Source organism: Psychrobacillus sp. NPDC096623, from assembly GCF_044762655.1.
In the GTDB taxonomy this organism is placed as follows: domain Bacteria; phylum Bacillota; class Bacilli; order Bacillales_A; family Planococcaceae; genus Psychrobacillus.
In genome coordinates this window covers 47848-70755 of sequence record NZ_JBIWER010000009.1, presented here as the reverse complement: position 1 = coordinate 70755, position 22908 = coordinate 47848, and the positions used below count along the sequence as shown (strand labels likewise).

Below are 22908 nucleotides of genomic sequence, written 5' to 3'. Positions count from 1 at the left end.
GAAAAATAATAGGTAGCGATTTCAATTGGAAGGTCGCTTTTTCTTATTAAAAAATGAGATTGTGAAACATTTCACTTAAACTAACGGGTGCTTTACTTGAAGAAGGGGTAAAGCAAAAATGAACCTCCTGACAGAATCGACATCCCAGGAGGTTTTATTTATTTAAACTATTAATCAATTATACACAAAGCTTCAGTTAAAAATTGAATATCACTAAGAATTTGTTTTTTGATTATCGAATTTTCACATTTGAAATAATCATCGACTAACCGATTTAACTCATGATAGATTAGTTGCAAATTTAAAAACACCTTCCTAGTTAATATAACTCATCATTTTTTCTTATTTAAAGTATTATATCACCTATTCTAATTTTTAAACCTTTAGTCATTAACGCAAAACGACGGAAAATCGAGAAAGAACAAGCAAGAAATGAAGAAAAAGTAGTTTTTCATTGAGTAAACCTAAAAAAGGTTTTCTTGAAATGTTCTTAGAAAGACTTATAAAGGGATAATAAGAAACAGATCGTTATGAAAGTTTGTGAAACATTATACTTAAACTAACGGGTGCTTTACTTCAAGAAGGAGTAAAGCATTTTTTCTTATTGAACTAACGAAGCATTTTAGTTGAAGATGAGTATAGGATTTTTTTGTCGCATCTGACACAACAATTGCAATAGTAAGGGGTAAGGGGCAGTATTTACTGCCATAAAGAAGATGTGCTTTCAATATCATAAAACCAATCAAATAGAATTTTATTTTCTTCTGACTGGTTTTAAGTTACTGAGCTATAAAATTTTAGGTTTATCAAATAGTCCTCCTTTTAATTAAGCAGCTAAATCAAAATAATCATTAAGTAATAGATCTAATTCTTGACTGCAATTTACTACTTGTGGATGTGTGAATCCTAAATTTTTTGCTTTTTTATACATGTCTTTTCTTTTGACTTCAATTTTAAGTTTTAACATTTTTTTTAACAAGAAACTTTTCACAATGATCTCTCCATCCAATATTATTAGGTATACTCATCTGCGATATGGTTGAAATAAAAAAACAACTAATGTATTGTACCCTACCTTTATGCAAAATAAACCGATTTATTCTTGATTTTAATTAACTCTTATGGGTTTGTGAATTCAAAGATATTGATTTTTGATAGAGATGGAGATATGAGCTTTCATCTGATGATATTACGCAGATTGACCATAATGTGGAAGAAAAGAGAAGGTGCTTATTCGACTAACGGGTGCTTTAGTTAAACAAGTGGCTGCCTGTAAGGGGAGCTTTTTCTTATTGAACTAACGTGGTAGGTTAGTTTAAGAAGGAATCCATTAAATATACGTAGAATTAAATACCAATCATATTTTATACCGAGGTGTAACTGGTGGGAAGAAACCGATATTTAGGTAGCTGGACTGAATCAAATTTTAATGAAATCGATTGGTCGTTTAGTAAGGAAAACCTTATTGATTTGTTAAAGAGTGTTGTAAATAAAACAAATCAATATACTCATCAACAGATTTGTAATTGGTGTGATAAGCATTATATGAATTATATAGATAAGGATGGATTAAATGATGAAAGGCTTTACGGCATATTAGAGGATATTTCTGCACAGTGGGAATTATATTTAGCTAACAATTTCTCGTTTAAAGAACTACATCAGTTGAATTTTTCTAAAGTAAATCTGCCAATTGAATTGTTCGAGGGATGGTTAAAGGAATTAACTTAACAACTTTATGAGTAGAAGTTTGTGAAGTATTGTACTTAAACTAACGGGTGCTTTAGTTAAAAAGTGGCTGCCTGTAAAGGTAGCTTTTTCTTATTGAACTAACGAAGCGGGTTAGTAAAATATTCGCTTTCCGAAATAATCAATCATTAATATAAGTTTTTTGCTATCTACTATTTTAGAGACTGGAAGGAGAATGTTAATGAAAAGAATAATTTTCTTAATGTTAATTGTTATTAATCTAACTGGTTGTAATACGGCACCCACTTTTATACAACCAGAGGGTAAAGTTACTTCAGATAAAGGTGAATATATAATGAATATAGGTGAATTCAAATGGAAAGAACATGATTTTGAAGCAAGTAAAATTAGGACTTCTGATAATTATGAATTAGCTGGCGAGTTTAGTACACTTGAAGGAGATAAAGGGGAGGAATTAACATTTGAAATTGCTCAAAATCCTTCTTCAATAATCGTAAATAAATGGAATACAGATCTTACAAGTGACTCGATTGAAGTTAAGGACAACAAAATAACCCTTCCATTAGAAGGGGGATATTATATTTATGAAGTAATCGTAGAATGGTCTCAAGGAAAAGCAATTTATATTTTTGATGTTGATGTAAAATAGCTCTCCCCCTATGCCTTGTTTAACTGACGGGTGCTTTACTTCAAGAAGGAGTAAAGCATTTTTTATTCAACTAAAGGGGCAGGTTAGTTGAAGAAGAATGTTTTAGCTTCGTTCAACAAACGGGCCATATTTTTGAATAAAGGTTAATTTATATAGCTTGAAGAAATATACTTAAGCTAGGTTGTAAATTATAGTTTTACAAGGTGGGAAAACAACCAATAAAATAAGCCCGGGGAGATGAAAATATGAAAAAAATGGGGACTCTATACTTTTTCTGTGGAAAAATGGGAGCAGGAAAATCAACTAAATCAAAACACTTGGCTATTGAAAAACATGCGGTACTGTTATCTGAGGATGAATGGCTTTCTTCTCTTTATCCCACTCAGATTACATCATTTGAGGACTATCTAAAATTCTCAGCGCAGCTCAAACCGTTGGTGAAAAAGCATGTCCAAAACATATTAAGTGTTGGTACAGATGTAGTGATGGATTTTCCAGGTAACACTCAAAAACAGCGAAAGTGGTTTTCAGATATAGCATTAGAGGTCAATGCAAACCATCAACTAATTTTCCTTAATTTAAATAACGAGCAATGTTTACGTCAAATTAAACAAAGGCGAAACGAACAACCCGAAAGAGCAGCTTTTGACACGGAAGAGACGTTTATTCATGTTACTAGATTTTTTGAAGCACCAGAAGCATTCGAGGGTTTAAATATTTTAGAGTTTAGTGGAAAAGAATAATAAGGAGTTCAATACAGCGCTATAAACTAGAAAAATAATTAGTTGAACTAAACCAGCCAATAGAAACTCCTTTCGAATTCAACAATCGGGCGCGATTGTTGAATTAGTGACACTTTTCTTCTTCAACTAACGGGTGCTTTACTTCAAGAAGGAGTAAAGCCTTTTTTCTTATTGAACTAAAGCAGCAGGTTAATGAAATAAGATTTCACTGGTTTTTCCATTATATGATAAGAAACAGCCTCACATTTTAGTGTTTTTAATTAACAAACATTAATCTAACTATCATGGTTAGTTTATCTTGCTAGTTTTTTGAAAATTTAATTAGCAATACTTATCAAAGAAAGTTAATATTCGTACAAGTAAACTTGTTCATGATTAATATACTAATAGTATTCTATAAAGAAAGTGAGGTGAAAATAATGGGATTGTTTTGTACATGTGGTGTACTAATTCCAACTCCTTTAACAGCAGAGGGTACGGTTGAGTTCCTTTTTTTTGAAGATAATACTACTGTAGAAGGAACTGGTACTTATACTGCTGATGCTTGTGCTGATAGACTTGAAGCTGGTTCCGTGACGTTCAATTTCATGGATACAGACAATACCACCCCAAATCGAAGTTTTATATTTGCTTCCACCAGTATTACACAGGTTAGCTGTGAAATTATAGGTGAGACCTGTTTGGTTACAGTTCGAGGTGTAGGTATGATAGTTGGTGATAATATTACAAGAGGATTTAGGGTTACATTTGTAGATAGACCAGCTCCTTCTGAAGATACAGTCAGAGATTTTATTATTGATGGTTTTGGAGCCCAGTCTCAAGATGAAATATTGCCAGAAGAAATCACTACATTTTGTTTTGTTTAAAGAGTGTTCCTTTCCGAAATAATAAGTCATTTTGATTTATAAAAACCGTTTAAATAAAGAAAGAAAGCACGCTATTTTAAGATAGTGTGCTTTCTTTATCTATTTGCGTAATTCCTTGCTTTACCCAATTCACTAATTGTTCATAATCTCTTTTTAATAAGTTATATTCTTGAGAGATATGAGCATACGATTGTTCCAACTCATCATAACTTTCCATTGCTAGTTCCAGATGGTTTTTTATAGATGATGAAACAGAATTCTTTTTAACTAACGTTTTTTTAGGAATTGCTTCTTTCTCGGTTATGAGTGGGCGAAGGTTTTTGTTCCATCTAAATGCACAAGCTTGTTTGGTACGACCTAACAAGATACTTGCTTCTTCGAATCCAGAAATTTGAGTTAGTCCTTTTTCTATTTTTTCTAAGACTATCTTTTTAAGGAGATTGTCTTCTTCAGCAGTCCAACTATCTTTTCTAATCTTTTCATTCATATTCTTCACCCTTTGATTTTTTATTAATATATGCATATTAGGTATAATTAGTATCTAAATAGTAGATTTTTTATATGTTCTATAATTGAATTATTATTGAGGAAAACACAGCGGATTAACCTTGGAAGGTTAATCCGCTGTGTTTTTTATAATAAGATAAACAAGAGGGGAATTCCCCTCTTGTTTTTACATATATCCTTTTTCTTTTAGACTTAAGAACGTACTCGGAGCCACGATGATATGGTCAAGTAGTTCAATTCCTAGTAGGAAACCGGCTTCTTGTATGCGTTTGGTGACTTCAATATCCTCACTACTTGGTGAACAATTAAACGATGGATGATTATGTGAAATGATGATACTTGCGGCATTGTTGAGAATTGCTGATTTAAATACCTCCCTTGGATGTACGATGCTTGAGTTTAGGGAACCTACATGACAACGATGGATGGCTACAACATCATTTTTAGTGTTTAAACATAATACAAGTAATACTTCTCTATCTTCGCTACCTATTAAATCTACCGCTAACATGCCACAATCTTGTGGGCTACGGACTTTATACACTTCTGTAGCCTCATGATTTTCACGAACCTCTTGTTTGATACGAACGATTTCAAAGATTGGATTGAATTTTGTCATTTTTAATTCCTCCTATGTTTTTTTGATTTTGTGAGCCGCAATCGAAGTCGGAAGGCTAAATTTTTTCCGATTTCTTGGCATGCCATGTAAACATGTGCAGCAATAAAAATGACAAGGAATTGCACAGCAATAGCTTAAAATTATTTTGTAGGAGTAACCGTTAAGCAAAAAAAATTTAACGGTCCTTGCGTTTTTAGGTGAAACTTAGATAGCAGTGCGGGAGGCAGAATCTGCCGCGCTGATTGCTTTAGTTGAACGCACAATGTTGAAGGAAACGCACGCCCTTGGCGTTTCCGTATGGCGAGAGAAATCGAAAAAATGTAATAATTATTAGAACGCTGAATTTAGCGTTCTTTCTTTTTGGAGACTTACTGATCTCGAACTGCTTTTGACCACTTCTTTTGCGTTTTTAGGACCTGTTTTAATCTCTGATTTGCTTATTTAGAGAGAATTTATCTCAAGAATTAACAATAATTACTATGGATATAAAACATATGTTCGCATATAATGAATAAAAAGGAGGGAACAAACGTGCGTAGTGAATTTGAGAAGTATTTTAAGCATGGGTGGATGATTGAGTTAATGTATCTTTCCAAAACCGGTGAAATCAGTAAACGAAAAGTAAAAATCATTAAGTTTCAAGGCGATCTATTTCACGCTTATTGTTTTAAACAACATGCAAAAAGAACGTTTCTAATCGATAATGTGCTCGCAGTTGTTCCCGTGTTTCCTAAAGAAAGAGGCGCTGTTTAATGATGGGTCAATTAAATGACGAACACGATAGTTTGGTGCTATTCCGATGATTGACTATAGCCAGGTTCCGAATCGCTCCATCGCCTGTATTGATATGATGAGCTTTTATGCTAGCTGTATGGCAGTCCTGCATGATTTAGATGTTAAAACGGTTCCTATTGCAGTTGTAGGAAGCTTAGATCAAAAAGGAAGTGTTGTATTAGCCGCAAGTCCAGCCATGAAGAAACGATTTGGAGTAAAAACTGGAACTCGTTTATTTGAAATACCAAACAGCCCAGAGATTAAATTATTCGAACCTAAGATGGGATATTTTTTAAATATGTCAATGGCTGTAACGGAAATCCTGCATAAATATGCCCCTGCAGAGGCGGTACACGTCTATTCGATTGATGAAAGTTTTATTGATCTTACGGGTACGGAGAAATTGTGGGGACCTCCTGAAGAAACCATACTCAAAATTCAACAAGAAATACTAGATACTCTGCAATTACACAGCACTGCTGGTATGGGACCGAATATGTTGATGGCAAAATTAGCTCTTGACTTGGAAGGAAAGAAATCAGGGTTTGCAAAATGGACTTTTGATGATGTTCCAACGAAGTTATGGCCTGTTTCCCCTTTATCCGAGATGTGGGGTATCGGTCCCAATATGGAAAGAAACCTAAACAATATGGGCATTTTTAAAGTGGGAGATCTGGCTAACTATGATTTAAAGACGTTAGAATCGGTTTTCGGTGTTATGGGGAATCAACTCCTTTTTCATGCTAACGGAATTGATTTATCTGATCTTGGTGCACCCATAATAGAGAAACAGATAAGCTATGGTAAAAGCCAAATACTTATGCGAGATTATAACAAAAAAGAAGAGGTTTTAGCTGTTATTCTGGAAATGTGTGAAGATGTTACAAAACGTGCACGAGATAAGTATCAGGCAGCACGTACAATCTCTCTTGGGTTAGGTTATAGTAAAAATGCTTTTGGTGGTGGATTCAGTCGATCTCGTACGATACATGAAGCTACGAATGACACGATGAAAATTTATGAAGTCTGTAAGCAGTTATTCAACGAAAACTACGCGCAAAAACCAGTTAGGCAACTATCCGTGTCCATTACTAAATTAGAAGATGAACACTCTATGCAGCTAAGTCTATTTGAGAAAGAAAAGTGGAAGAATCGAAAGCTCGCAAGTGCAGTGGATAGTATACGCAATCGATATGGTTCGGCTGCCCTACTTCGAGCTGTATCTTATACGGATGCTGGAACTGCAGTGAAGAGGTCTAAATTACTTGGTGGACATAAAAAGTAGGAGGCTTCCATGGATAAACAAATAATTAGTGATAAGTTTAATCAGTTAGTAGATGAGTTATCAGTAGATAGACCTCGCGAAAATGTAATTGAATCCATTCATAAGGTGTTAAGTATGTCGCCCAAACAAATTGGTGAGCTAATAAAGGCATCTAAGCGTAATGTAAATTAAACAAATTGAATAATCGCTGATACCCCCTAATTCAAAATTGGATTAGGGGTTTAACATGTGGCTGCCATTTTACTAACAGTTTTGCTATCTGCATAATTATAGGACTTAGAAAGTTTTCTTTTTATCTACAAGTATACGAATCTACATGTATACTAATATACATGTATACAGATGGGAAATATATTAAAGTCTAGTAAAATCAATACATATTAAAGTATTTCATTGCAATTTTAATATACTAGTGTTAAGTTAAAATTATCAGTTTTTTCTATATGTCTACAAGTATACATTAATATAAAACATAATTTACTAATTAAAGGAGGACTATTCATGAAAAACGCATCATGCCAAGTTGTTACATTTGGAAACTTTAAAGGTGGTACTGGTAAAACAACTAATAGTACAATGATCGCTTACTGTCTAGCAAACCTAGGATATAAAGTATTATTAAGTGATCAAGATCCCCAAGCCAATGCTACGAGTCTATTTTTAAGAACAAAGGCAACAATTGAGGATGATATTGTAACTTATGAAAAAACATTGATGTCGGCCATTCAAGATGAAGACTTAAGTTCAATTGTCACTAATATAAAAGAAAATCTTGATTTACTTCCTAGTTTCAGTGATTTCGCACAGTATCCAAAACTATTAGAGAAGAAATTCCCAGAAGAAATTGATCGTGTCCAATTCTTTTCAACATTACTAGAGCCATTAAAAGGGGACTATGATTTCATTTTTATTGATGTTCCTCCTACGATCTCTATCATTACCGATTCGGCCTTATATGCATCAGACTTTGTAGTCGTGGTATTACAAACACAAGAAAGAAGTTTACAAGGTGCGGAAGGGTTTACTACTTACCTACAGACACTAATTGATGATTATGATGCAGACTTAGATATTTTAGGTATACTTCCTGTTTTATGGAAAAATGGTGCTGCAGTTGATATTCAAACATTAGATACAGCGAAAGAAATTTTTGGAGATCATAATATATTCAAAAATGTTGTTAAACAAATGGAGAGATTAAAACGTTTTGACATGACTGGAATCACGGAAAATGATATGCATGATAAAAATGTCATTGAAAGCTACACACGGGTTGCTTCTGAATTTGTGGACCGTCTGAATATAGCTATCAATGGAGCCCACACACCGATTGAGAATGGAGAGGTTGTTGATGTCTGATTTACTTAGAAAAAAACAGCCAGGTAAAATTCAGAGAAGCCAAACGGTCGTGCCTAAAAATACATTTAATATTAAAGACTTGGAAACTGTCCCAGAGAAAGGACAAGAACCTGAAACTACTCCTGTATCGGTACCTAAGAAAGCAACCGTCAGTAACGTGGTTACTGAAAAGTCAACAACTGTTCGGGTAAATATGAGTACTAAGAACAAACTAAACGCTTTGGTGACGTTAGGTATTGCACCGACTGTCGATGAGGTTACAGATTTGCTGATTAATGACTATCTTACGAATATATTAACTAAAGACGAGAGAAAACAATTTGAGATAATATCGGAACTTTATAAGAGAAAAATGAAATAAAACACGAAAGGATGGGATAGCATAAGGCTAACTCGTCCTTTTTAAAAAGCTGTATACGAATATACATGTAGATGTGTAGACTCGTATACATGTATATTTATCTACATGTATACGAGTCTACAAGTATATCTGTATACAAATCTACAGATATACTTGTATATGAACGAAGAAAAGTATAAATCCAAATTATATCACATTAAAAAATTGTTGTATTTTAGAATTTGAACAACAAACAAATCCCTATATAACAACAATTTCTCCTATAAAATATTATATTTATACGTATACATGTAGATTGGTCTACATGTATATTTGTATACTGATATACATGTATATGTATATATTTGTCTACATGTATATGAGTCTACAAGTATATTTGTCTACATGTATATCAATCTACATGTATATCAGTCTACATGTAGACGGCTTTAGAAAAACGTTAAAACCCTTATTGTATAAGGGTTTTTTATCTTCTATACTTTGTTAATAGTTCGAGAGATTCTAAAAAGACTCGGAATTAATAACAAGGGAAGGGGATGCGTAGTGAAAGATTTAGGTATATTATTTGATTTAATTTTGCACGAAGGATTAATGAAATATAAAAAAGTCGGTTCAAACGCATCCTTGCCAAACAAGCTAAAAGATGACGATATAAATTTTCGGAATAAAAAAGGTATTGTCTTTGTGACACGTTCGAAAGAAGACTTACATTCCTCTCCAGGAGTAAAAGGATATATTGTATCGTCAAAAGAAACGATAATAGAAGACTACGAGACACTTTCCCATTGGACACCAAATGTGTTTAACTATGGCACATATACAAATGAGCATCGAAAATACATAAAAGGTCATGTGGAGACGAATTTGCAACAAATTAATACATTTGTTGTAGATATAGATTCTAAAAGACAATCTTATACAGAAATTTTGACTGCAGCGCTGGATCAGAGTATCGGAGCTCCTACACTTATCTTGGAAACACCAAAAGGTTTTCAAGTTTATTTTGTGTTGGACAAGCCACTATTCATATCAAATAGAAATGACTATCGTGGACTCAAAGTAGCCAAACGTATATCTGAAAATATTAAAAAAAGTTTAGCAAAAGTTTTGCATGGTGTGGATGTTTCTTGCAATGACTTTGGCTTTTTTAGAATACCTAAAGATGAAAATATTCGTTGGTTTTCAAAAGAAATGACATTTGATTTTGGAAGCTTAATCGAATGGTCTAGACGACAAGATGATGATCATGGTCGAAGTTTGTTTATGGTTCAGGAACAGAAAGCCGTGCATGATGTTACACAAGAAGAGTGGTTCCAGCAACTACTCGCAGCAAGACATGTAAAAGGACAAGCAGGGCAAATAGGGCGAGATAATCTATTATTTACACTAGCCCTTGCTTGTTACAGTGCTGGAAAAGAAGAAAGTGAAACTTTTAATGTGCTGGATGAAGTTAATTCATCCTTATATTCACCACTTAAACATTCTGAAGTTAGAAAAATAGTAACGAGCGCCCATAAAGGGCGCTTTAAAGGTCCTCATTCATCTTACATACAACAGCTTTTAGAAGAGTGGGGGAGTGGAAAAGAGGTTAACATCCATTCGAGGAATGGATGGCACAAGTTTAAAAAAGCTAGAAAAGATCGTAAACGAAGTCATTATGATGAATGGGAAACTGATATTTTAGCTTTTATCAACGAACAAACAAGCACTTCAAGTCCAGTTATTTGGACGACACAAAGCCAACTGTGCGAACAAATAGGTATATCACGAAGCACATTTAGCGAGGTAGTGAAGCAATCTACAAAAATAATGATGAAATCAAAAGGAAAAGGCTGCAAGGCACAAACGGGTTTAACTTCTGTTTCAGTGCTTCTTCAATGTGGCCTCGCTTACAATCAGACAAATCGTGCAGCCTATTACGAAGCCATCAATATCATGCTAGAGGAAAAAGACAATGCAATACCTATGGAAATGTTACAACAGACATTAAAAATAGTTGAAAATGCAGTTAGACCAAGGGTCTATGACCTATTTACGTTCAATACTTCTTAATTGTCCAGTCTGCCATTACATATCTGTATACGTATTTGAATCTTGTTTTTCTTTATTTTTTTCTGCATCCATCAATCCATCTTTTATTCAATAAAAAAGTATCCATCAGTTAATCGATGGATACCTAATCTTTGGATGATTGCGATGATTTATATGTTTCAAATTTATCGAACAGCAGATCTAGTTGCTTGGATTTAAAATCATCTGCAAAAGCTCTTGTAAACACTTCGGCTGGATTAACATCGAGTACATTACAGTAATGGATAATCCAACCGATAGAGAGGTTTACTTTTCCATTCTCTGCTTTAGAAATCCTGGTGGCATATTGGTCGCTCATTTTTTCAATCTGTTGGAGAGTTAGTTTCTTTTCTAGACGTATGTCTTTTAAGGCTTTTCCGATTTTTTGATATATATCTAATTCAATGTTGGATGTCATAGTTGGAAAGTCCTTTCAAGGAATCATATTCTTTTGATGCATAGTATGGTATACTGCATTTGAAATTTATCGTATAAGTTAAAATTTAATAACTCTAATACTTTGGTGACAATTATTCTGACTAAAATATATTACTAAAATCCAAATAATTTTTGAATGTATTAATTCAATTATGTTCAGTATAGCACGGGTTTCAGGGCTTGTGAATAAAGAGTCTTTATATATAAAATCTTTGCAGCAGTTGATATACTTTGCATTTTCTTAAAGAATTAACAGGGAAGGAGAAACTTTTATGAACAACAAATTTAATATATCGGATCAAGTTGCAGAGAGGTTTTATCGTCTTCCTAAAGTCTTTTTTACCAATGATTTATATAAAAAACTGAGCAATGATGCTAAAATTGCTTATGCATTATTACAAGACCGCTTAGAGCTATCGATAAAAAATGATTGGTTTGATGAAGAAGGTAGTATCTATTTCTTATTTGGGAATGAACAATTAGGAGAGATCTTGAATTGCAGTAAACCAACGGTGATAAAGATAAAAAAAGAACTACAGAAATGTGATTTGCTGGAGGAAAGAAGGATGGGTTTATCTAAGTCCAACAGGTTATTTTTATTAAAACCTGTGGCAGATTTAGAAGATATACAAGCGTTTAAAATGGAACAAAAATCCTTTTCAGACTTAGAGCCCCAACAGAAGTTAAATATTTTAACTTCCAGAAGTAAAAATTCTTTACTTCAAGAAGTTAAAAATTTTAACACTAATGATACTGATTTTAGTGATACTGACTTTAATGATACTGAAGTATCCATCCATCACCGTATTACAAGTTTAGATATTCCTACAATGCTCAAAGAGGTATTGATTGATAACCAAGAGCGATTGATGGATGACATGATTAAGGTAAAAGATATCGAGCTCCATTATAAAGCACATGCAGGGATATTAACTGATTATCAATACGCTAGTGCTCTTCAATATTCACTGGAAAAGACAAAAGGGAAGATCAAAAACATATCTGCTAGGTTAACCAAAGCTGTGGAAGATAAACAGAAATGGATAAGAGAACAACAAGCTTCACAGAGACTTACGAAAGAAGAAATGGTCCCTGAATGGTTCCAAGAACGTAACCAATCTCGTGACGAGAAAAGCCAGGGAACTGAGGAACTTAGTGAGGAAATGAAAATCAAAAGAGATCAATTGTTAAAAGAGCTAAGAGGTTAACTCCTCTTGGCTCTTTTTATCGTAAAAGTTCAAATTGTTTTTCGATTATTTCAATAATAAAACGTTCGAATACGTCTTTAAGGTATTTTTTGATTCTTAAGGACTATTTCAAAAGGGTTATTAATGCCTAGGAAAAATATGGGTTTTTTACTTGCCTAAATGTCGGCAAGTTGATAGAGTGTAATTAACAAGATTTGGGAGGTGGGAAAATGTTTGAGAGAATTCAGGGATTCTTAAATACATTATTTAGTGATATGCAAGGAACATTTATTACTATTTTCGCAATCGGGTTACTTATTTGTGCCATTGGGGTTTGGGCAGGTGATGAACAATCGACTCCGAAATTTAAGAACGGAATTAAACTATGTGTGCTAGGGGTGGTGTTATTCTTACTTGCTAAACCAGTGATTGAATATGTTCAAACGAATCTGTAACTAGAAAGATGTGATGAAGATGCGTTCAGAAGAATATTTTGATCGGCAGGAACGATTAAGAGCTTCTGGAAAAGTAGAGTTGCCCTTAAATATTGATACAAAGAAATATCTGTATGGGAATATCTCGTTCCAAGATGTTTTTATCCTTTCACCCTTTATTATTTTAGGGATTATCGTTTCATACTTTATTTATCGTATGGGGATGCTCGATCAAAAAATGATATTAATTGCTTTTGCACCTACTTTACTCGTTGCTGTTTTTCAATTAAATAAGCATCCTGTTCGGAAAAATTTGTCGCTGCTGCAATATAAAATAATTTGGAAATTTAAAGCGAATCATCGTAAAAAGGAATTCTATTATGCGAAAGGGGAATTACCGATGAACCGAAAGGCAGGCGATACACGAATGGAACTTGGTTTATCCAATATTGCTAATGGTTGCATCGAATCCTCCAGTCATCAGTTGATTAAAGTACTAGAAGTTTCCTCTGTTAATCTATCGCTTATGAATGAGTTATCAAAAGAACGAGTTTTGGAAGCATATCAGGCTTTTTTAAATGACACCGGAGAAAAACAGGTCCAGTTGATGCAAGTAGCCCAACCGGTCAATTTAACAAATTATCTGATGTGGTTTAATGAGCAACTCGATACGGATTCATCTTATGCCAAGCGAGTGCTAAAACAGGGGTATTTTAATCAAATTGAACGTATTCAAAAATCAAAGAATATGGTGACGAGAAAACGCTATGTCGTAATATCAACACCCATGACCAGTTCGGATAAGGATTATATGAAAATTGATACAACGGCAAATATCTTAAAAGCAAAGTTAGAACAGATGCTTAGCGGTTATGAAAAGCTGGATGTCAAAATTCTTCATAACGATGAGTTGTTAAAGTTTTACTATGCATGTATTGATTTTGAAAGTGCCCAGGCGCAAGGTGAAAATATCATCAGTAAGACAAATGCCAATGCAGACGTGATCATTGGAAAGAATACAGCAAAAGAACTCTTAAACTATTATAAGAACCAGATGAATGAGCGGTTCGAGTAGGAGGTGCAGGGATGAACTGGTTCAAACAGAAGTTTTCTAAAAAACATCAGGAAGAGACATTTGAAGAGTCAGTCGGTGGGATGAATCAATCCCTCTTAACGGTACTTGCTCCCGACAATATCACTGAATATGACTCCTATGTACGTGTCGGTGCTAACTATACGAGAACATTACTTATTGTTGATTACGATCCAGTGCAAGATCAAAATAAAATTCAGCAGGTCACAGAACTTCCCGAGAATGTCTCTATCGTCAATTACGTCCAGGAGTATCAAACGGGTGAAGTTCGTACGCAGCTCGTTAAAAGTATTAAACAAAACCGCATGAAAATGAATACGAGGTTCGCAGATGAAAACACGTTGATTGATGCACAAGGTCAAATTGATAGTGCATCGGAGATGTTAAAAAATCTGGCATACCGAAACGATAAAATCTTTTTATTTCATACACTCATTCATTTGGTCGCAAGTTCCGTTGGCGAACTAGATCAATTGACAACTACCGTTAAAAGCAAGTTCTCCAAAATTGGTATTGTTCATAACCCGACAGACCGTGCCATTGATGCCTACCGTTCCTTTTTGCCCCTAAATGAAAATAAAGTGAATGAGTTAACGTACAAAATGAGTAACTCAGAAGCTATATCTTACTTTTTTCCGTTCCATGAAAATGAAATGTTCTCCCAAACAGGACTAATCAAAGGCCGTAACATGACAACTGGAAATGTAGTGATTGTAGATGATACGACTCTACTAAACCGGCATGAGTTCGTTATTGGGATTTCGGGTATCGGAAAGTCTACGTATCTCTTTGCGAACATGACCAATAAACATATGCTAGGAAGAAAAATAATCACCATTGATCCAAAGGGTGAATTTGGACGAGCTTACGCTGATTTAGGTGGGGCATGGGTGAAGTTTCAACTGAAAGGTGGAAACCGGATCAACCCGCTGGATTTACCAAAAGTGAATGACAAAATCAAATTGGAAGAGACCGAGTTCGGTAATATCCTATTAACGAAAATCTCTAATCTCCTTGTCATGTTCAGGTTAATGTACAGCGGTATGACAGATCTTCAAGAAGAGATATTAAGTGGTTATATTCAAAAGGCTTACGCAAATAAGGGCATTAGTGATTCAACGAACACTAATGGTCTACTAGTGACGGATTATCCAACACTACAGGATCTATATGATTTGATTGAAGAAGACAGAAATAAAGATACGTATTTATATGAGTCCATGCAAGACTTCCACACGACACTCAAAACGTATGTATCGGGTATGTATTCCGAACTCTTTAACGGTCACACGAACATTAACATTGATAATGAGTTGGTTTGCTATGACTTGAAAGAGATGAGTAACAATGAAAAGATTCAACGAATTCTTTTTTATAACATTCTCTCGCATACAACCTATGAGATTATGAGTGGCGACCGAAAACCGAGTGAGATTTTTATAGATGAAGCACATGTGATAGCGGATCCTAAGGTTCCAAAAGCGATGGAGTTCATCTATTTTATGATGAAAGTTTTACGTTCGTTCAATTGTGGAATCACTACTGCCTCACAATCCGTTGAAGATTTTCTCTCAGCAAGGGACGAGAATCGAAATTATGGAAAAGCGATAATCACACAATCCATTCAGCGACTATATTTACCGATGAGTGAGGAAGAACTGAAGTATTTGGAAGAAGAACTCGGCAATACCTTTTCCAAAGGAGAAAGAGAGACACTCATTTTAAAAGATGGGAAGAAAAAAGAACAGGCAGGGAAAGGGATTTTCTACACTGGTTCTAAAAAGATAAAACTGGAAGTCCAGCTCAACGAAGTTACGGAAATGCTGTGGTTTGACCAAAAAAGTATAAACGATATCACCATTTAGAGGGGGGAGGGGATGAACTTAAAAGATAATATCAAAACAATAGGACATTTCCTCCTTCTGAAAGTGTTGTTCAATCCGTTGGGATTAATTGTGTTAGGCAGCGTTGCTTTGGTTCTCATCATCCCTTTTGTAATGGCTTTGAACGGAAAAGATAAATCATTTAACCTAGAAGACCCCAACAGCAATATAAATGCCCTCCCGGGCTTCGTAGGAGGTGCTTATTGCTCTTTAGACGGAGAAGTTAACGAAGAGCTCTGGAATGCGAAAATGAGCGTGTCAGGTGTCTTTTCGGATAAAGGAGACTTAATCATAGAGATTGCCAGTAAACAAGGAATCGATCCAGTTTTGATGGCAGCCATAGCGTTACATGAAACAACGAATGGGACATCGAGCGCTGTTATAAATAAGAATAATCCTGGAGGATTAATGGGACCTGATGGATTGATGACGTTTTCGACGTTAGATGATGGTTTAGAAGCGATGGGGCAGACGTTACACAATCGCATTATCCAAGACGGATTGGTCACGATTGCTGATTTGGGGTCGGTGTATGCACCTATAGGGGCAGAAAATGATCCAACTAATTTAAATGCACACTGGGTACCAACTATCACAACGATTGTCAGTTCCCTCGGTGGTTTGACAATGAACTGTACAGTTCAAATTGGAGATTTTGTGCAGCCAATACCTAACGTCACAATCAACTCAAACTTCGGTGTGCGCGTTCATCCTATCACAGGTGCGATCAGTAAACATGAGGGTGTGGACCTTGCTTGTACTAATCCAGATCCGATTTATGCAGCGAAAGATGGACGGGTAGTATTTGCAGAGTATCCGGAAGCACCTCTTCACACATATGGAAATATCGTTGTCATTCAGCATGAAAACAATGTTTATAGTGCTTACGCCCATCTAAGTGCAATTAGCGTAGAAGTAGGGCAAGAAGTACGTCAGTTAGAAGTTATAGGTGCATGTGGCACAACGGGACGTTCGACAGGTGACCATCTTCATTTCGAAATCCATGTGGGCAGTATGTTTAACAATCGGGTTAATCCAATGACATATCTTTCTCAAGCAACGAAGGAGTGAGTAAAGAGATGGAAGGAAGACAGAAACTCTTTAGTATTTTATTACTTATCGGAATCGTGGCTGTATTGTTACTGGCTTTTAACTTATGGTCTTCTAATAAAGAGCTAAAGAACAAGAATGAAAAGCTCTCCCATACTATCGAAGGCATGAAGTTAGCAATGAGCGAAGAAGATGAGTTGTTTACGAAGACGGAGACATTTTTGCATGATTCGATGCAAGGAAAAGCGATGAATCACTTTACAAAAAGGTATCAACAAGAATCGCAGGAAATGATCGATGCTGGTGAATTTAATGATGGTTCCATCAGCGAAATGAAAGAAATTGAAGTCTTTAATATTTCGGTACGGAAGCAAGATGAAGATATGCGTGTATATGCAATATACAAAGTGACTTTAACAGGTATTGAAGGTGAATTTGTAAAACCAGGAGATCAATCCGTACTATTCCTCATGTCCACGATAGAGTGGGTGAAAGAAAATGGAGAATACAAAGTCGATAATCATACATTAGAGCCGCTTAGCTCTGCAGAAGAAGTAGTAAAAAAAATCACGTCTTAAGTGAGTTGAAGGAAGGTTGTTAAGAATGGATTTATTGACTGTGATCCAAAAAAGGCAACAGCAGATGCAACGATTCATCGACCAGGTTATCGATCGTTTAGCCAAAAAAGAGATTGAGAAATCGAAACGCTATTATGAATTACAATATGGCCAGTCACTGAGTGAGCAAGAAGAAATTGAAATCAAAAAAGGCATTGTCCTCCGCCTCGCTTTCTTCGTGTTCATTCCAACTCTAATTTTTATCCTGATACTCATGGGAGGTGGCACAGGATGAAAAAGTTACTAGTTTTGATACTTTTCATGATTGGTACCTCGTTTAGCTCTTGGACTACTGTCCACGCAGCTGAGGGTGATTTTATGGAAGATACAATTGATAGTTATCGGAATACAGATGGAGTTAAAGAGGAAGATGTGAAAAATGCCGAGGGATATATGGAAAATGCTTTATTTCTAGATAAATACGATTATGAAACCAACCAATTTGACTGTAAGTGGTATGAAGTAATGTGCCAAACTAATAGCTTTATTTTTACTACTGTAAGTGGTTTTGTATTTGCAGCAATCGATAGTTTTAGTCAATTTCAATTGGACTCATCGACGATTACAGGAAATGCAACGTATGAAGGATATATGTTGAACTTCAAATCGTTGGCATGGACGATTACCTCTATTTTTATATTGTGGCAGACAATTAAAATTGTGGTTTTGTATTCAGCTAATGGGGATGAAGGCATGAACACCCTTTATGAAAAAGTTGTAGCGATTATAACAGGAGCAATATTATTAGGTATTTACCCGCAATTATTCAATTGGATATTAGAACTCACACATCTTTTAACGGAGACGATGTTAAGCAATTCAGCTACTCACTATAATGTCATGCAAGTGATGGCGGTTAATTCTGTAGGATACGGCATTATATTAATGTTTGTAGTGTCTGTTATTCTGTTTGTTTTCTTTTTATCCATTATGTATAGAACCGTGTTGTTTGTGATTCTTTATATTTCCGGTGTATTAGCAATTCCAACTATAGTCAATGATCAGTATAATTTCTTCGGATTATGGCTCAAAATCGTGGTTAGTAACGTTTTAACGTTAACTCTGCAATTGTTGTGTTTTGTGCTCGGTGTCAAAACGCTAATTAGCTTAGAAAGTGGCAATATGTTAATGGGCATGTTGTTCTTCATTGTAGGGCTAACTATTCCTACTTTATTAAATCAATTTGGATCATCCACAGGCTCGGCGAAAGCAGTTGGATCAACCGTTAAATATGTAGCTAGATATGCGAAAAGATAAGGGGATGAATATCGTGAAAAAGAGAATTGTGTTAAGTGTGTTTTCAGTGTTACTTTTATTTATCATTACTGGGTGTAAAGAACAAGAAGTAAAGACCAATGAGAAAGAAGAAGCTGAAGCGATATTTAGTGAGGAGGATTTTACTAAAGCTACCAAGATGGTAGATTTTATGAAAGATAAAACAGCAGAATTTCAGAGTAAAGCAACAAACTCAATTAAATCTGGAGAAATTAAACTTAGTGACGAGGGAAAATTGAAGGAGTCATTAAATAAAATGGCTGAGTCCATAGTTTTGAAACCATTTTTAGAAGAGTATCCAAATTCATTAGTAAGCGAAAAAATAGTTGTTTCTTTTGAAATTACATCATCTGAACCTTGTCCGATGGGGAATTGTAAATATGATGGAGTAGCTGTACCTACTATAAATTATGAAGAAAGTAATAACTCAGTTTATACTTCAAATGAATTTCAAGTATCACAGTTAATCTACGAAGATGTTACGAGTAAGTTTGATACAACAGATGACAGTGAGATAGAAAAAGCCTATTTAAGATTTTTGAAGTCAGAGAGTGGTGACTTAATTATGTCTTCTAGTCCGTTTATTTTGAATGAATCTATCTATGTTGATGAGTGGGATCAAGAATTTGATTCTATAAAATCTGATGTTCCTGAAAGTGAAATTAAAGTCGAAGAAGAGGAATTTAGGAAAAAAGTAGAAGAAGTTTTAGCAAAATATCCGCCACTTCAATAATAATTAATGTTAGATGAAAGGGTGAAAGAGAGATGGTACTTCGAACAATTGCTAATAAAGTCGGTACTTTTGAGGTCAGTGGCAACGCCATTTCCTATCTACAACCATTATCGACTTTTAATACGCAAGAAATGGATTTAATTGAAAAAAAGTATAGGGAAAAGATGAATACACTACAGGGACACCCTCAAGTTGTACCCGCAAAGGATATTAACTTTCAATCTGGGCAGGTTTGTCACGACTATGATGTTACGGGTTATAAATCTTTTAATACGCTTAAAACGATGTATTTGGAAGATAAGCTGCAGTATTATTTATCTTTAATTGAGCTTGCGAAAAATAAAGAAATAAAGGTTCTCTGGAACACACAAAATTTATTAATAGATGAAGAAAATCAGCTAGTTAAAGTAATGGTTATAGAGAACGATGCTTTAGACATTGTTAACGAAACATCTATTCTAAATATAGTGAAAGAGCTTATAGTGATTACGCTAACGAATCTGGAACAAGTTTTTGGGCGTCCAAAACGCAGTGATTTTTTTGAACAAAAGGAAGAAGTTATTCAATTCACGGAAATGATCTACTTACGGTTGAATTCGCTTCATCAGATGAAAGAATATATTGAAGTTATGTATGAGGAAGTCCAAGAGAGAAAGCAACAGGAACAAGCAGAATTAGAGAAGCGATTGGCCAATAATAAGTTTGCCTCGTTGCTGCAACGTATTCCTTTCTTTAGAGCTAAAACAAACAATACGGAGCAACTTCGTATCGCGCATTTCGATAATGAACACACGAAGAAGTCAGCGATGGTTGGCAAACCAAGAGAAAATAACAAACGGTTTCTTTTGGGAACCGTGGGGATAGTGTTAATTGCGATTGTACTTAACTTGGTTTTGACTAATGCTAACAAAAATGCCCTTTCCAACGATCAGACAGTACCATCTGCTAGTGGAGAAACTAACATGGAACCCTTATATGTACAAGCGCTTCTTGGAGAATCAAAAGAATTGATGGATAGACTTTCGAAAAACGAGTATGATTCTTTGAGTGAAGATCATCAAAGCCTATTGACCCAACTATGGTTGGAGCAAGGTGAGTACCAAAGACTACTTGAACAGGATGAAAAAGCTGTAAGTCGTATTACAGAGTATCTAACGAATCAAAATAAACCGAAAGAGCTAGACAGGTTGCAGGTGTTGTTAAAGGTAGATAATCCACATATTGCATTTTCGAAAGGGGTTTTGACAAAAGATCCTGACGCCATTATTAATAACAGGAATTTGGTAGAATTAACAGATGAACGAAAAATACATGTTGTGAATGCATTGCTTCAAACGGGTGATGTTGAAAAAGCTAAAATGTTTGTAAGTGAAAAAGCTTCAGATAATGATGGATTGATGGATACTATAATAGCTGCAGAGAAAAATGCAGTGGAATTAAAAGCATTGGAAGAACAACAAGTGTTATTACAAAAAACTATAGATGAGAGTACAGACCAAGAGAAAGTTTCAGAAGCTAAACAGAAGATAAATGAAGTGAATAAAAAGATAAACGAGTTAAAAAAGTAGAAGGATTGTGAGGTGAAGTATTTGCATACGAAAAGAGTTGGGAAGTTAGGAAGAATAGTACTTCCAAAAGATATCCTGGATCGCTTTCAGTTAGAAGCTGGTGATTTAATTGATATTTCACATACTGAAACTCAAATAATTGTAGAACCTCATCGGGAATCTTATGTCTGCGCCATAACCGGTAAGGTATCGAATGAGGCAGTGAAAATTGGAGAAGCGTGGATTAGTAAGGAAGGTATTAAGAAGTTAATTGAATATATGAATCAATAAATGCCTGAAGCGATTTCAGGCTTTTTATTATTTGTCCTTTTAAGGTGAAAACTTTAGTGGTGAGCAAAGTATAGGATTGTTTTATCTAAAGACAGAATGTTATTCGGAATTTAAGGATGAGTGGTTAATTAAGATAATAAATATTTCAAAATATGGTAGAATAGTAATATAAATGTTCGTTTAAAATTATTATTCATGATGTAGAAACAAAATAACTTCTTTAAATATTTATTGCATATTTAGAAATAAAAACGAGGTGTTTTATGAAATTTATTTTTGTAGCTCCAATTTTTCAAATGGAGATAACTAATGTATTGAATAAAGGAAAACATATTGGACATGGAATGTATATTTCAAATTCTCAAACTAAAATTCAGCATATGATCCATTCTGAAAGAGTTCTATTAGAGAATGGATTATCTTTGATGAAAGATTTACAAAAAGTAAAAACATATTTTAGGTGTGAAGGAAAATACGAAGGTAATCCAGACGAAGCTGAATATGGTTTCAATAAAGTTTATAACATGTTGCGACAAGGACAGTATTTTTTGGATACGCTCTGGAAAATCAAAGATCATGGAAGTTATGTGAGAGAAGGATTTTTATTTTTCTATGAAGGGGAAATCGAAAGAGTAACAACAGATTCTACATATTATTATCGAGGTAGTTTAAGTCATATTAATTCATTATCTAATGGTTCAAGAGAAACGGTTCGATTTGATCATATTGAGTTAGAACATGGTATAAAACTATTTGTTGAGCAATTACCACAAGATCTATCTGATTACGGTTCGTATGATGCGACAGATTGGCATTTTTACAGTTCTGTGCCTGAAACAAGGGCTAATTACTTTCTTACTCTAGCACGCTCTCATACAGTTATACCGATGAAATTACTTTACTATTGCTCTCTTTTAGAATCGATTTATTCAATAGATTCCAGTGAAATCAATCACAAAATTGCAGAGCGTGTAGCTATTACAATAGGGAATTCAACAGACGATAAAAAGCAAATATACAATGACATTAAAAAAGCATATGATATACGTTCTAGAGTTATACATGGGTCCTTGATTAAACCAAATGTGAAAGATAGTTTAATACCACTGACTGAGTCATTAGATATTGTCATTAGAAGGGTATTCAAGTCTAATATTTTCAAAGTACTAAATTATAAAAGCTCAGAAGAATTTAATAACTATTTTCTAGAGAGACTATTATCTATTACCAAAGATTGATAAATAAAAAAACAGATAGAATATATCTATGAAAATATAAAAAAGTAAAAAACAGTTCAGTATGGAAATTTGGTTGATGATTTTAGACGTTTGAGTTCTACTCCTTTTTATGTAGATTTAACATACCTATTTGAATTATCAGGGGTATATATGGGGGGAATTGTACAAATCGTATTTTT

The 22908-nt window shown here is 34.5% G+C and carries 26 protein-coding genes; 22 read left to right on the top strand and 4 right to left on the bottom strand.

The features are described from left to right. Positions 1–826: 826 nt before the first annotated feature. Positions 827–991, bottom strand: coding sequence for a Spo0E family sporulation regulatory protein-aspartic acid phosphatase (locus ACIQX2_RS18640; protein ID WP_402853975.1), 165 nt, complete (start codon positions 989–991; stop codon positions 827–829). A 392-nt stretch (positions 992–1383) separates the two neighbouring features. On the opposite strand from ACIQX2_RS18640, the gene ACIQX2_RS18635 reads away from it, so the two are divergent. The 4 genes from ACIQX2_RS18635 to ACIQX2_RS18620 all read left to right on the top strand — a co-directional run bounded on the left by ACIQX2_RS18635 (position 1384) and on the right by ACIQX2_RS18620 (position 3968). After that, a complete protein-coding gene (locus tag ACIQX2_RS18635) occupies positions 1384–1731 on the top strand; it encodes a hypothetical protein (protein WP_402853972.1) in 348 nt (115 codons plus the stop codon). Positions 1732–1930: 199 nt separating this feature from the next. After that, positions 1931–2359 (top strand): lipoprotein, encoded by a 429-nt coding sequence (locus tag ACIQX2_RS18630; RefSeq protein ID WP_402853970.1) that lies wholly within the window; start codon positions 1931–1933, stop codon positions 2357–2359. A 245-nt stretch (positions 2360–2604) separates the two neighbouring features. Beyond that, the gene (locus ACIQX2_RS18625; protein ID WP_402853968.1) at positions 2605–3102 is read left to right on the top strand and encodes a P-loop nucleotide/nucleoside kinase family protein; all 498 of its coding nucleotides are present in this window, start codon (positions 2605–2607) and stop codon (positions 3100–3102) included. 419 nt (positions 3103–3521) lie between these two features. Next, positions 3522–3968 (top strand): hypothetical protein, encoded by a 447-nt coding sequence (locus ACIQX2_RS18620; RefSeq protein WP_402853965.1) that lies wholly within the window; start codon positions 3522–3524, stop codon positions 3966–3968. 76 nt (positions 3969–4044) lie between these two features. Here the strand turns inward: ACIQX2_RS18620 and ACIQX2_RS18615 are convergent, their stop codons facing one another. Both ACIQX2_RS18615 and ACIQX2_RS18610 read right to left on the bottom strand, forming a co-directional pair. Further along, complete coding sequence (locus ACIQX2_RS18615) at positions 4045–4455, bottom strand: transcriptional regulator (protein WP_402853963.1); 411 nt, start codon at positions 4453–4455, stop codon at positions 4045–4047. Positions 4456–4641: 186 nt separating this feature from the next. Beyond that, positions 4642–5094: a JAB domain-containing protein gene (locus tag ACIQX2_RS18610; protein WP_402853960.1), complete on the bottom strand. Its 453-nt coding sequence runs from the start codon at positions 5092–5094 to the stop codon at positions 4642–4644. Positions 5095–5625: 531 nt separating this feature from the next. On the opposite strand from ACIQX2_RS18610, the gene ACIQX2_RS18605 reads away from it, so the two are divergent. The 6 genes from ACIQX2_RS18605 (at position 5626) to ACIQX2_RS18580 (ending at position 10925) form a co-directional block, all read left to right on the top strand. Further along, positions 5626–5847, top strand: coding sequence for a transcriptional regulator (locus ACIQX2_RS18605; RefSeq protein WP_402853956.1), 222 nt, complete (start codon positions 5626–5628; stop codon positions 5845–5847). A gap of 46 nt (positions 5848–5893) precedes the next feature. Then, positions 5894–7153 carry a Y-family DNA polymerase gene (locus ACIQX2_RS18600; protein WP_402853954.1) on the top strand — a complete coding sequence of 420 codons (1260 nt, stop codon included), beginning with the start codon at positions 5894–5896 and terminating at the stop codon, positions 7151–7153. Positions 7154–7162: 9 nt separating this feature from the next. Continuing rightward, complete coding sequence (locus ACIQX2_RS18595; protein ID WP_402853951.1) at positions 7163–7324, top strand: hypothetical protein; 162 nt, start codon at positions 7163–7165, stop codon at positions 7322–7324. 330 nt (positions 7325–7654) lie between these two features. Then, on the top strand, positions 7655–8512 hold the full coding sequence (locus ACIQX2_RS18590) for a ParA family protein (protein WP_402853948.1): 858 nt from the start codon (positions 7655–7657) through the stop codon (positions 8510–8512). Further along, positions 8505–8873 carry a DUF5388 domain-containing protein gene (locus tag ACIQX2_RS18585; RefSeq protein ID WP_402853945.1) on the top strand — a complete coding sequence of 123 codons (369 nt, stop codon included), beginning with the start codon at positions 8505–8507 and terminating at the stop codon, positions 8871–8873. The genes ACIQX2_RS18590 and ACIQX2_RS18585 overlap by 8 nt, the downstream gene beginning before the upstream one ends. 543 nt (positions 8874–9416) lie before the next feature. Next, positions 9417–10925 carry a primase C-terminal domain-containing protein gene (locus ACIQX2_RS18580; protein WP_402853942.1) on the top strand — a complete coding sequence of 503 codons (1509 nt, stop codon included), beginning with the start codon at positions 9417–9419 and terminating at the stop codon, positions 10923–10925. 124 nt (positions 10926–11049) lie between these two features. On the opposite strand, the gene ACIQX2_RS18575 is transcribed toward ACIQX2_RS18580, so the two are convergent. Further along, the gene (locus tag ACIQX2_RS18575) at positions 11050–11361 is read right to left on the bottom strand and encodes a helix-turn-helix domain-containing protein (protein ID WP_402853939.1); all 312 of its coding nucleotides are present in this window, start codon (positions 11359–11361) and stop codon (positions 11050–11052) included. A 292-nt stretch (positions 11362–11653) separates the two neighbouring features. On the opposite strand from ACIQX2_RS18575, the gene ACIQX2_RS18570 reads away from it, so the two are divergent. From ACIQX2_RS18570 to ACIQX2_RS18515, 12 genes are all read left to right on the top strand, one after another. Next, complete coding sequence (locus ACIQX2_RS18570; RefSeq protein WP_402853936.1) at positions 11654–12589, top strand: replication initiator protein A; 936 nt, start codon at positions 11654–11656, stop codon at positions 12587–12589. Between the two features lie 209 nt (positions 12590–12798). Then, positions 12799–13023 (top strand): hypothetical protein, encoded by a 225-nt coding sequence (locus tag ACIQX2_RS18565; RefSeq protein WP_402853933.1) that lies wholly within the window; start codon positions 12799–12801, stop codon positions 13021–13023. Between the two features lie 19 nt (positions 13024–13042). Further along, the gene (locus tag ACIQX2_RS18560; RefSeq protein WP_402853931.1) at positions 13043–14077 is read left to right on the top strand and encodes a TrsD; all 1035 of its coding nucleotides are present in this window, start codon (positions 13043–13045) and stop codon (positions 14075–14077) included. Between the two features lie 11 nt (positions 14078–14088). Further along, positions 14089–15960 (top strand): VirB4 family type IV secretion system protein, encoded by a 1872-nt coding sequence (locus ACIQX2_RS18555; protein ID WP_402853928.1) that lies wholly within the window; start codon positions 14089–14091, stop codon positions 15958–15960. Positions 15961–15972: 12 nt separating this feature from the next. Next, positions 15973–17049 carry a peptidoglycan DD-metalloendopeptidase family protein gene (locus ACIQX2_RS18550; protein WP_402853926.1) on the top strand — a complete coding sequence of 359 codons (1077 nt, stop codon included), beginning with the start codon at positions 15973–15975 and terminating at the stop codon, positions 17047–17049. An 8-nt stretch (positions 17050–17057) separates the two neighbouring features. Continuing rightward, positions 17058–17606 carry a hypothetical protein gene (locus ACIQX2_RS18545; protein ID WP_402853924.1) on the top strand — a complete coding sequence of 183 codons (549 nt, stop codon included), beginning with the start codon at positions 17058–17060 and terminating at the stop codon, positions 17604–17606. A 25-nt stretch (positions 17607–17631) separates the two neighbouring features. After that, on the top strand, positions 17632–17880 hold the full coding sequence (locus ACIQX2_RS18540) for a hypothetical protein (RefSeq protein ID WP_402853922.1): 249 nt from the start codon (positions 17632–17634) through the stop codon (positions 17878–17880). Further along, positions 17877–18902 carry a conjugal transfer protein TrbL family protein gene (locus ACIQX2_RS18535; protein WP_402853919.1) on the top strand — a complete coding sequence of 342 codons (1026 nt, stop codon included), beginning with the start codon at positions 17877–17879 and terminating at the stop codon, positions 18900–18902. The genes ACIQX2_RS18540 and ACIQX2_RS18535 overlap by 4 nt, the downstream gene beginning before the upstream one ends. A gap of 13 nt (positions 18903–18915) precedes the next feature. Continuing rightward, the gene (locus ACIQX2_RS18530) at positions 18916–19653 is read left to right on the top strand and encodes a hypothetical protein (protein ID WP_402853916.1); all 738 of its coding nucleotides are present in this window, start codon (positions 18916–18918) and stop codon (positions 19651–19653) included. Positions 19654–19685: 32 nt separating this feature from the next. Next, entirely contained in the window at positions 19686–21221 is a 1536-nt protein-coding gene (locus ACIQX2_RS18525; protein ID WP_402853913.1) for a hypothetical protein, read from the top strand. Positions 21222–21233: 12 nt separating this feature from the next. Next, positions 21234–21491 (top strand): AbrB/MazE/SpoVT family DNA-binding domain-containing protein, encoded by a 258-nt coding sequence (locus ACIQX2_RS18520; protein WP_402853911.1) that lies wholly within the window; start codon positions 21234–21236, stop codon positions 21489–21491. 263 nt (positions 21492–21754) lie between these two features. Then, entirely contained in the window at positions 21755–22729 is a 975-nt protein-coding gene (locus ACIQX2_RS18515) for a hypothetical protein (RefSeq protein ID WP_402853908.1), read from the top strand. Positions 22730–22908: the final 179 nt, after the last annotated feature.

Bases quoted from the DNA above. Each gene is read 5' to 3' on its own strand.
- ACIQX2_RS18595 (WP_402853951.1), top strand. From the start codon at position 7,163: ATGGATAAACAAATAATTAGTGATAAGTTTAATCAGTTAGTAGATGAG.
- ACIQX2_RS18625 (WP_402853968.1), top strand. From the start codon at position 2,605: ATGAAAAAAATGGGGACTCTATACTTTTTCTGTGGAAAAATGGGAGCA.
- ACIQX2_RS18575 (WP_402853939.1), bottom strand. From the start codon at position 11,361: ATGACATCCAACATTGAATTAGATATATATCAAAAAATCGGAAAAGCC.
- ACIQX2_RS18630 (WP_402853970.1), top strand. From the start codon at position 1,931: ATGAAAAGAATAATTTTCTTAATGTTAATTGTTATTAATCTAACTGGT.
- ACIQX2_RS18545 (WP_402853924.1), top strand. From the start codon at position 17,058: ATGGAAGGAAGACAGAAACTCTTTAGTATTTTATTACTTATCGGAATC.
- ACIQX2_RS18540 (WP_402853922.1), top strand. From the start codon at position 17,632: ATGGATTTATTGACTGTGATCCAAAAAAGGCAACAGCAGATGCAACGA.
- ACIQX2_RS18525 (WP_402853913.1), top strand. From the start codon at position 19,686: ATGGTACTTCGAACAATTGCTAATAAAGTCGGTACTTTTGAGGTCAGT.
- ACIQX2_RS18585 (WP_402853945.1), top strand. From the start codon at position 8,505: ATGTCTGATTTACTTAGAAAAAAACAGCCAGGTAAAATTCAGAGAAGC.
- ACIQX2_RS18515 (WP_402853908.1), top strand. From the start codon at position 21,755: ATGAAATTTATTTTTGTAGCTCCAATTTTTCAAATGGAGATAACTAAT.
- ACIQX2_RS18555 (WP_402853928.1), top strand. From the start codon at position 14,089: ATGAACTGGTTCAAACAGAAGTTTTCTAAAAAACATCAGGAAGAGACA.
- ACIQX2_RS18565 (WP_402853933.1), top strand. From the start codon at position 12,799: ATGTTTGAGAGAATTCAGGGATTCTTAAATACATTATTTAGTGATATG.
- ACIQX2_RS18615 (WP_402853963.1), bottom strand. From the start codon at position 4,455: ATGAATGAAAAGATTAGAAAAGATAGTTGGACTGCTGAAGAAGACAAT.
- ACIQX2_RS18535 (WP_402853919.1), top strand. From the start codon at position 17,877: ATGAAAAAGTTACTAGTTTTGATACTTTTCATGATTGGTACCTCGTTT.
- ACIQX2_RS18620 (WP_402853965.1), top strand. From the start codon at position 3,522: ATGGGATTGTTTTGTACATGTGGTGTACTAATTCCAACTCCTTTAACA.
- ACIQX2_RS18570 (WP_402853936.1), top strand. From the start codon at position 11,654: ATGAACAACAAATTTAATATATCGGATCAAGTTGCAGAGAGGTTTTAT.
- ACIQX2_RS18610 (WP_402853960.1), bottom strand. From the start codon at position 5,094: ATGACAAAATTCAATCCAATCTTTGAAATCGTTCGTATCAAACAAGAG.
- ACIQX2_RS18600 (WP_402853954.1), top strand. From the start codon at position 5,894: ATGATTGACTATAGCCAGGTTCCGAATCGCTCCATCGCCTGTATTGAT.
- ACIQX2_RS18590 (WP_402853948.1), top strand. From the start codon at position 7,655: ATGAAAAACGCATCATGCCAAGTTGTTACATTTGGAAACTTTAAAGGT.
- ACIQX2_RS18560 (WP_402853931.1), top strand. From the start codon at position 13,043: ATGCGTTCAGAAGAATATTTTGATCGGCAGGAACGATTAAGAGCTTCT.
- ACIQX2_RS18550 (WP_402853926.1), top strand. From the start codon at position 15,973: ATGAACTTAAAAGATAATATCAAAACAATAGGACATTTCCTCCTTCTG.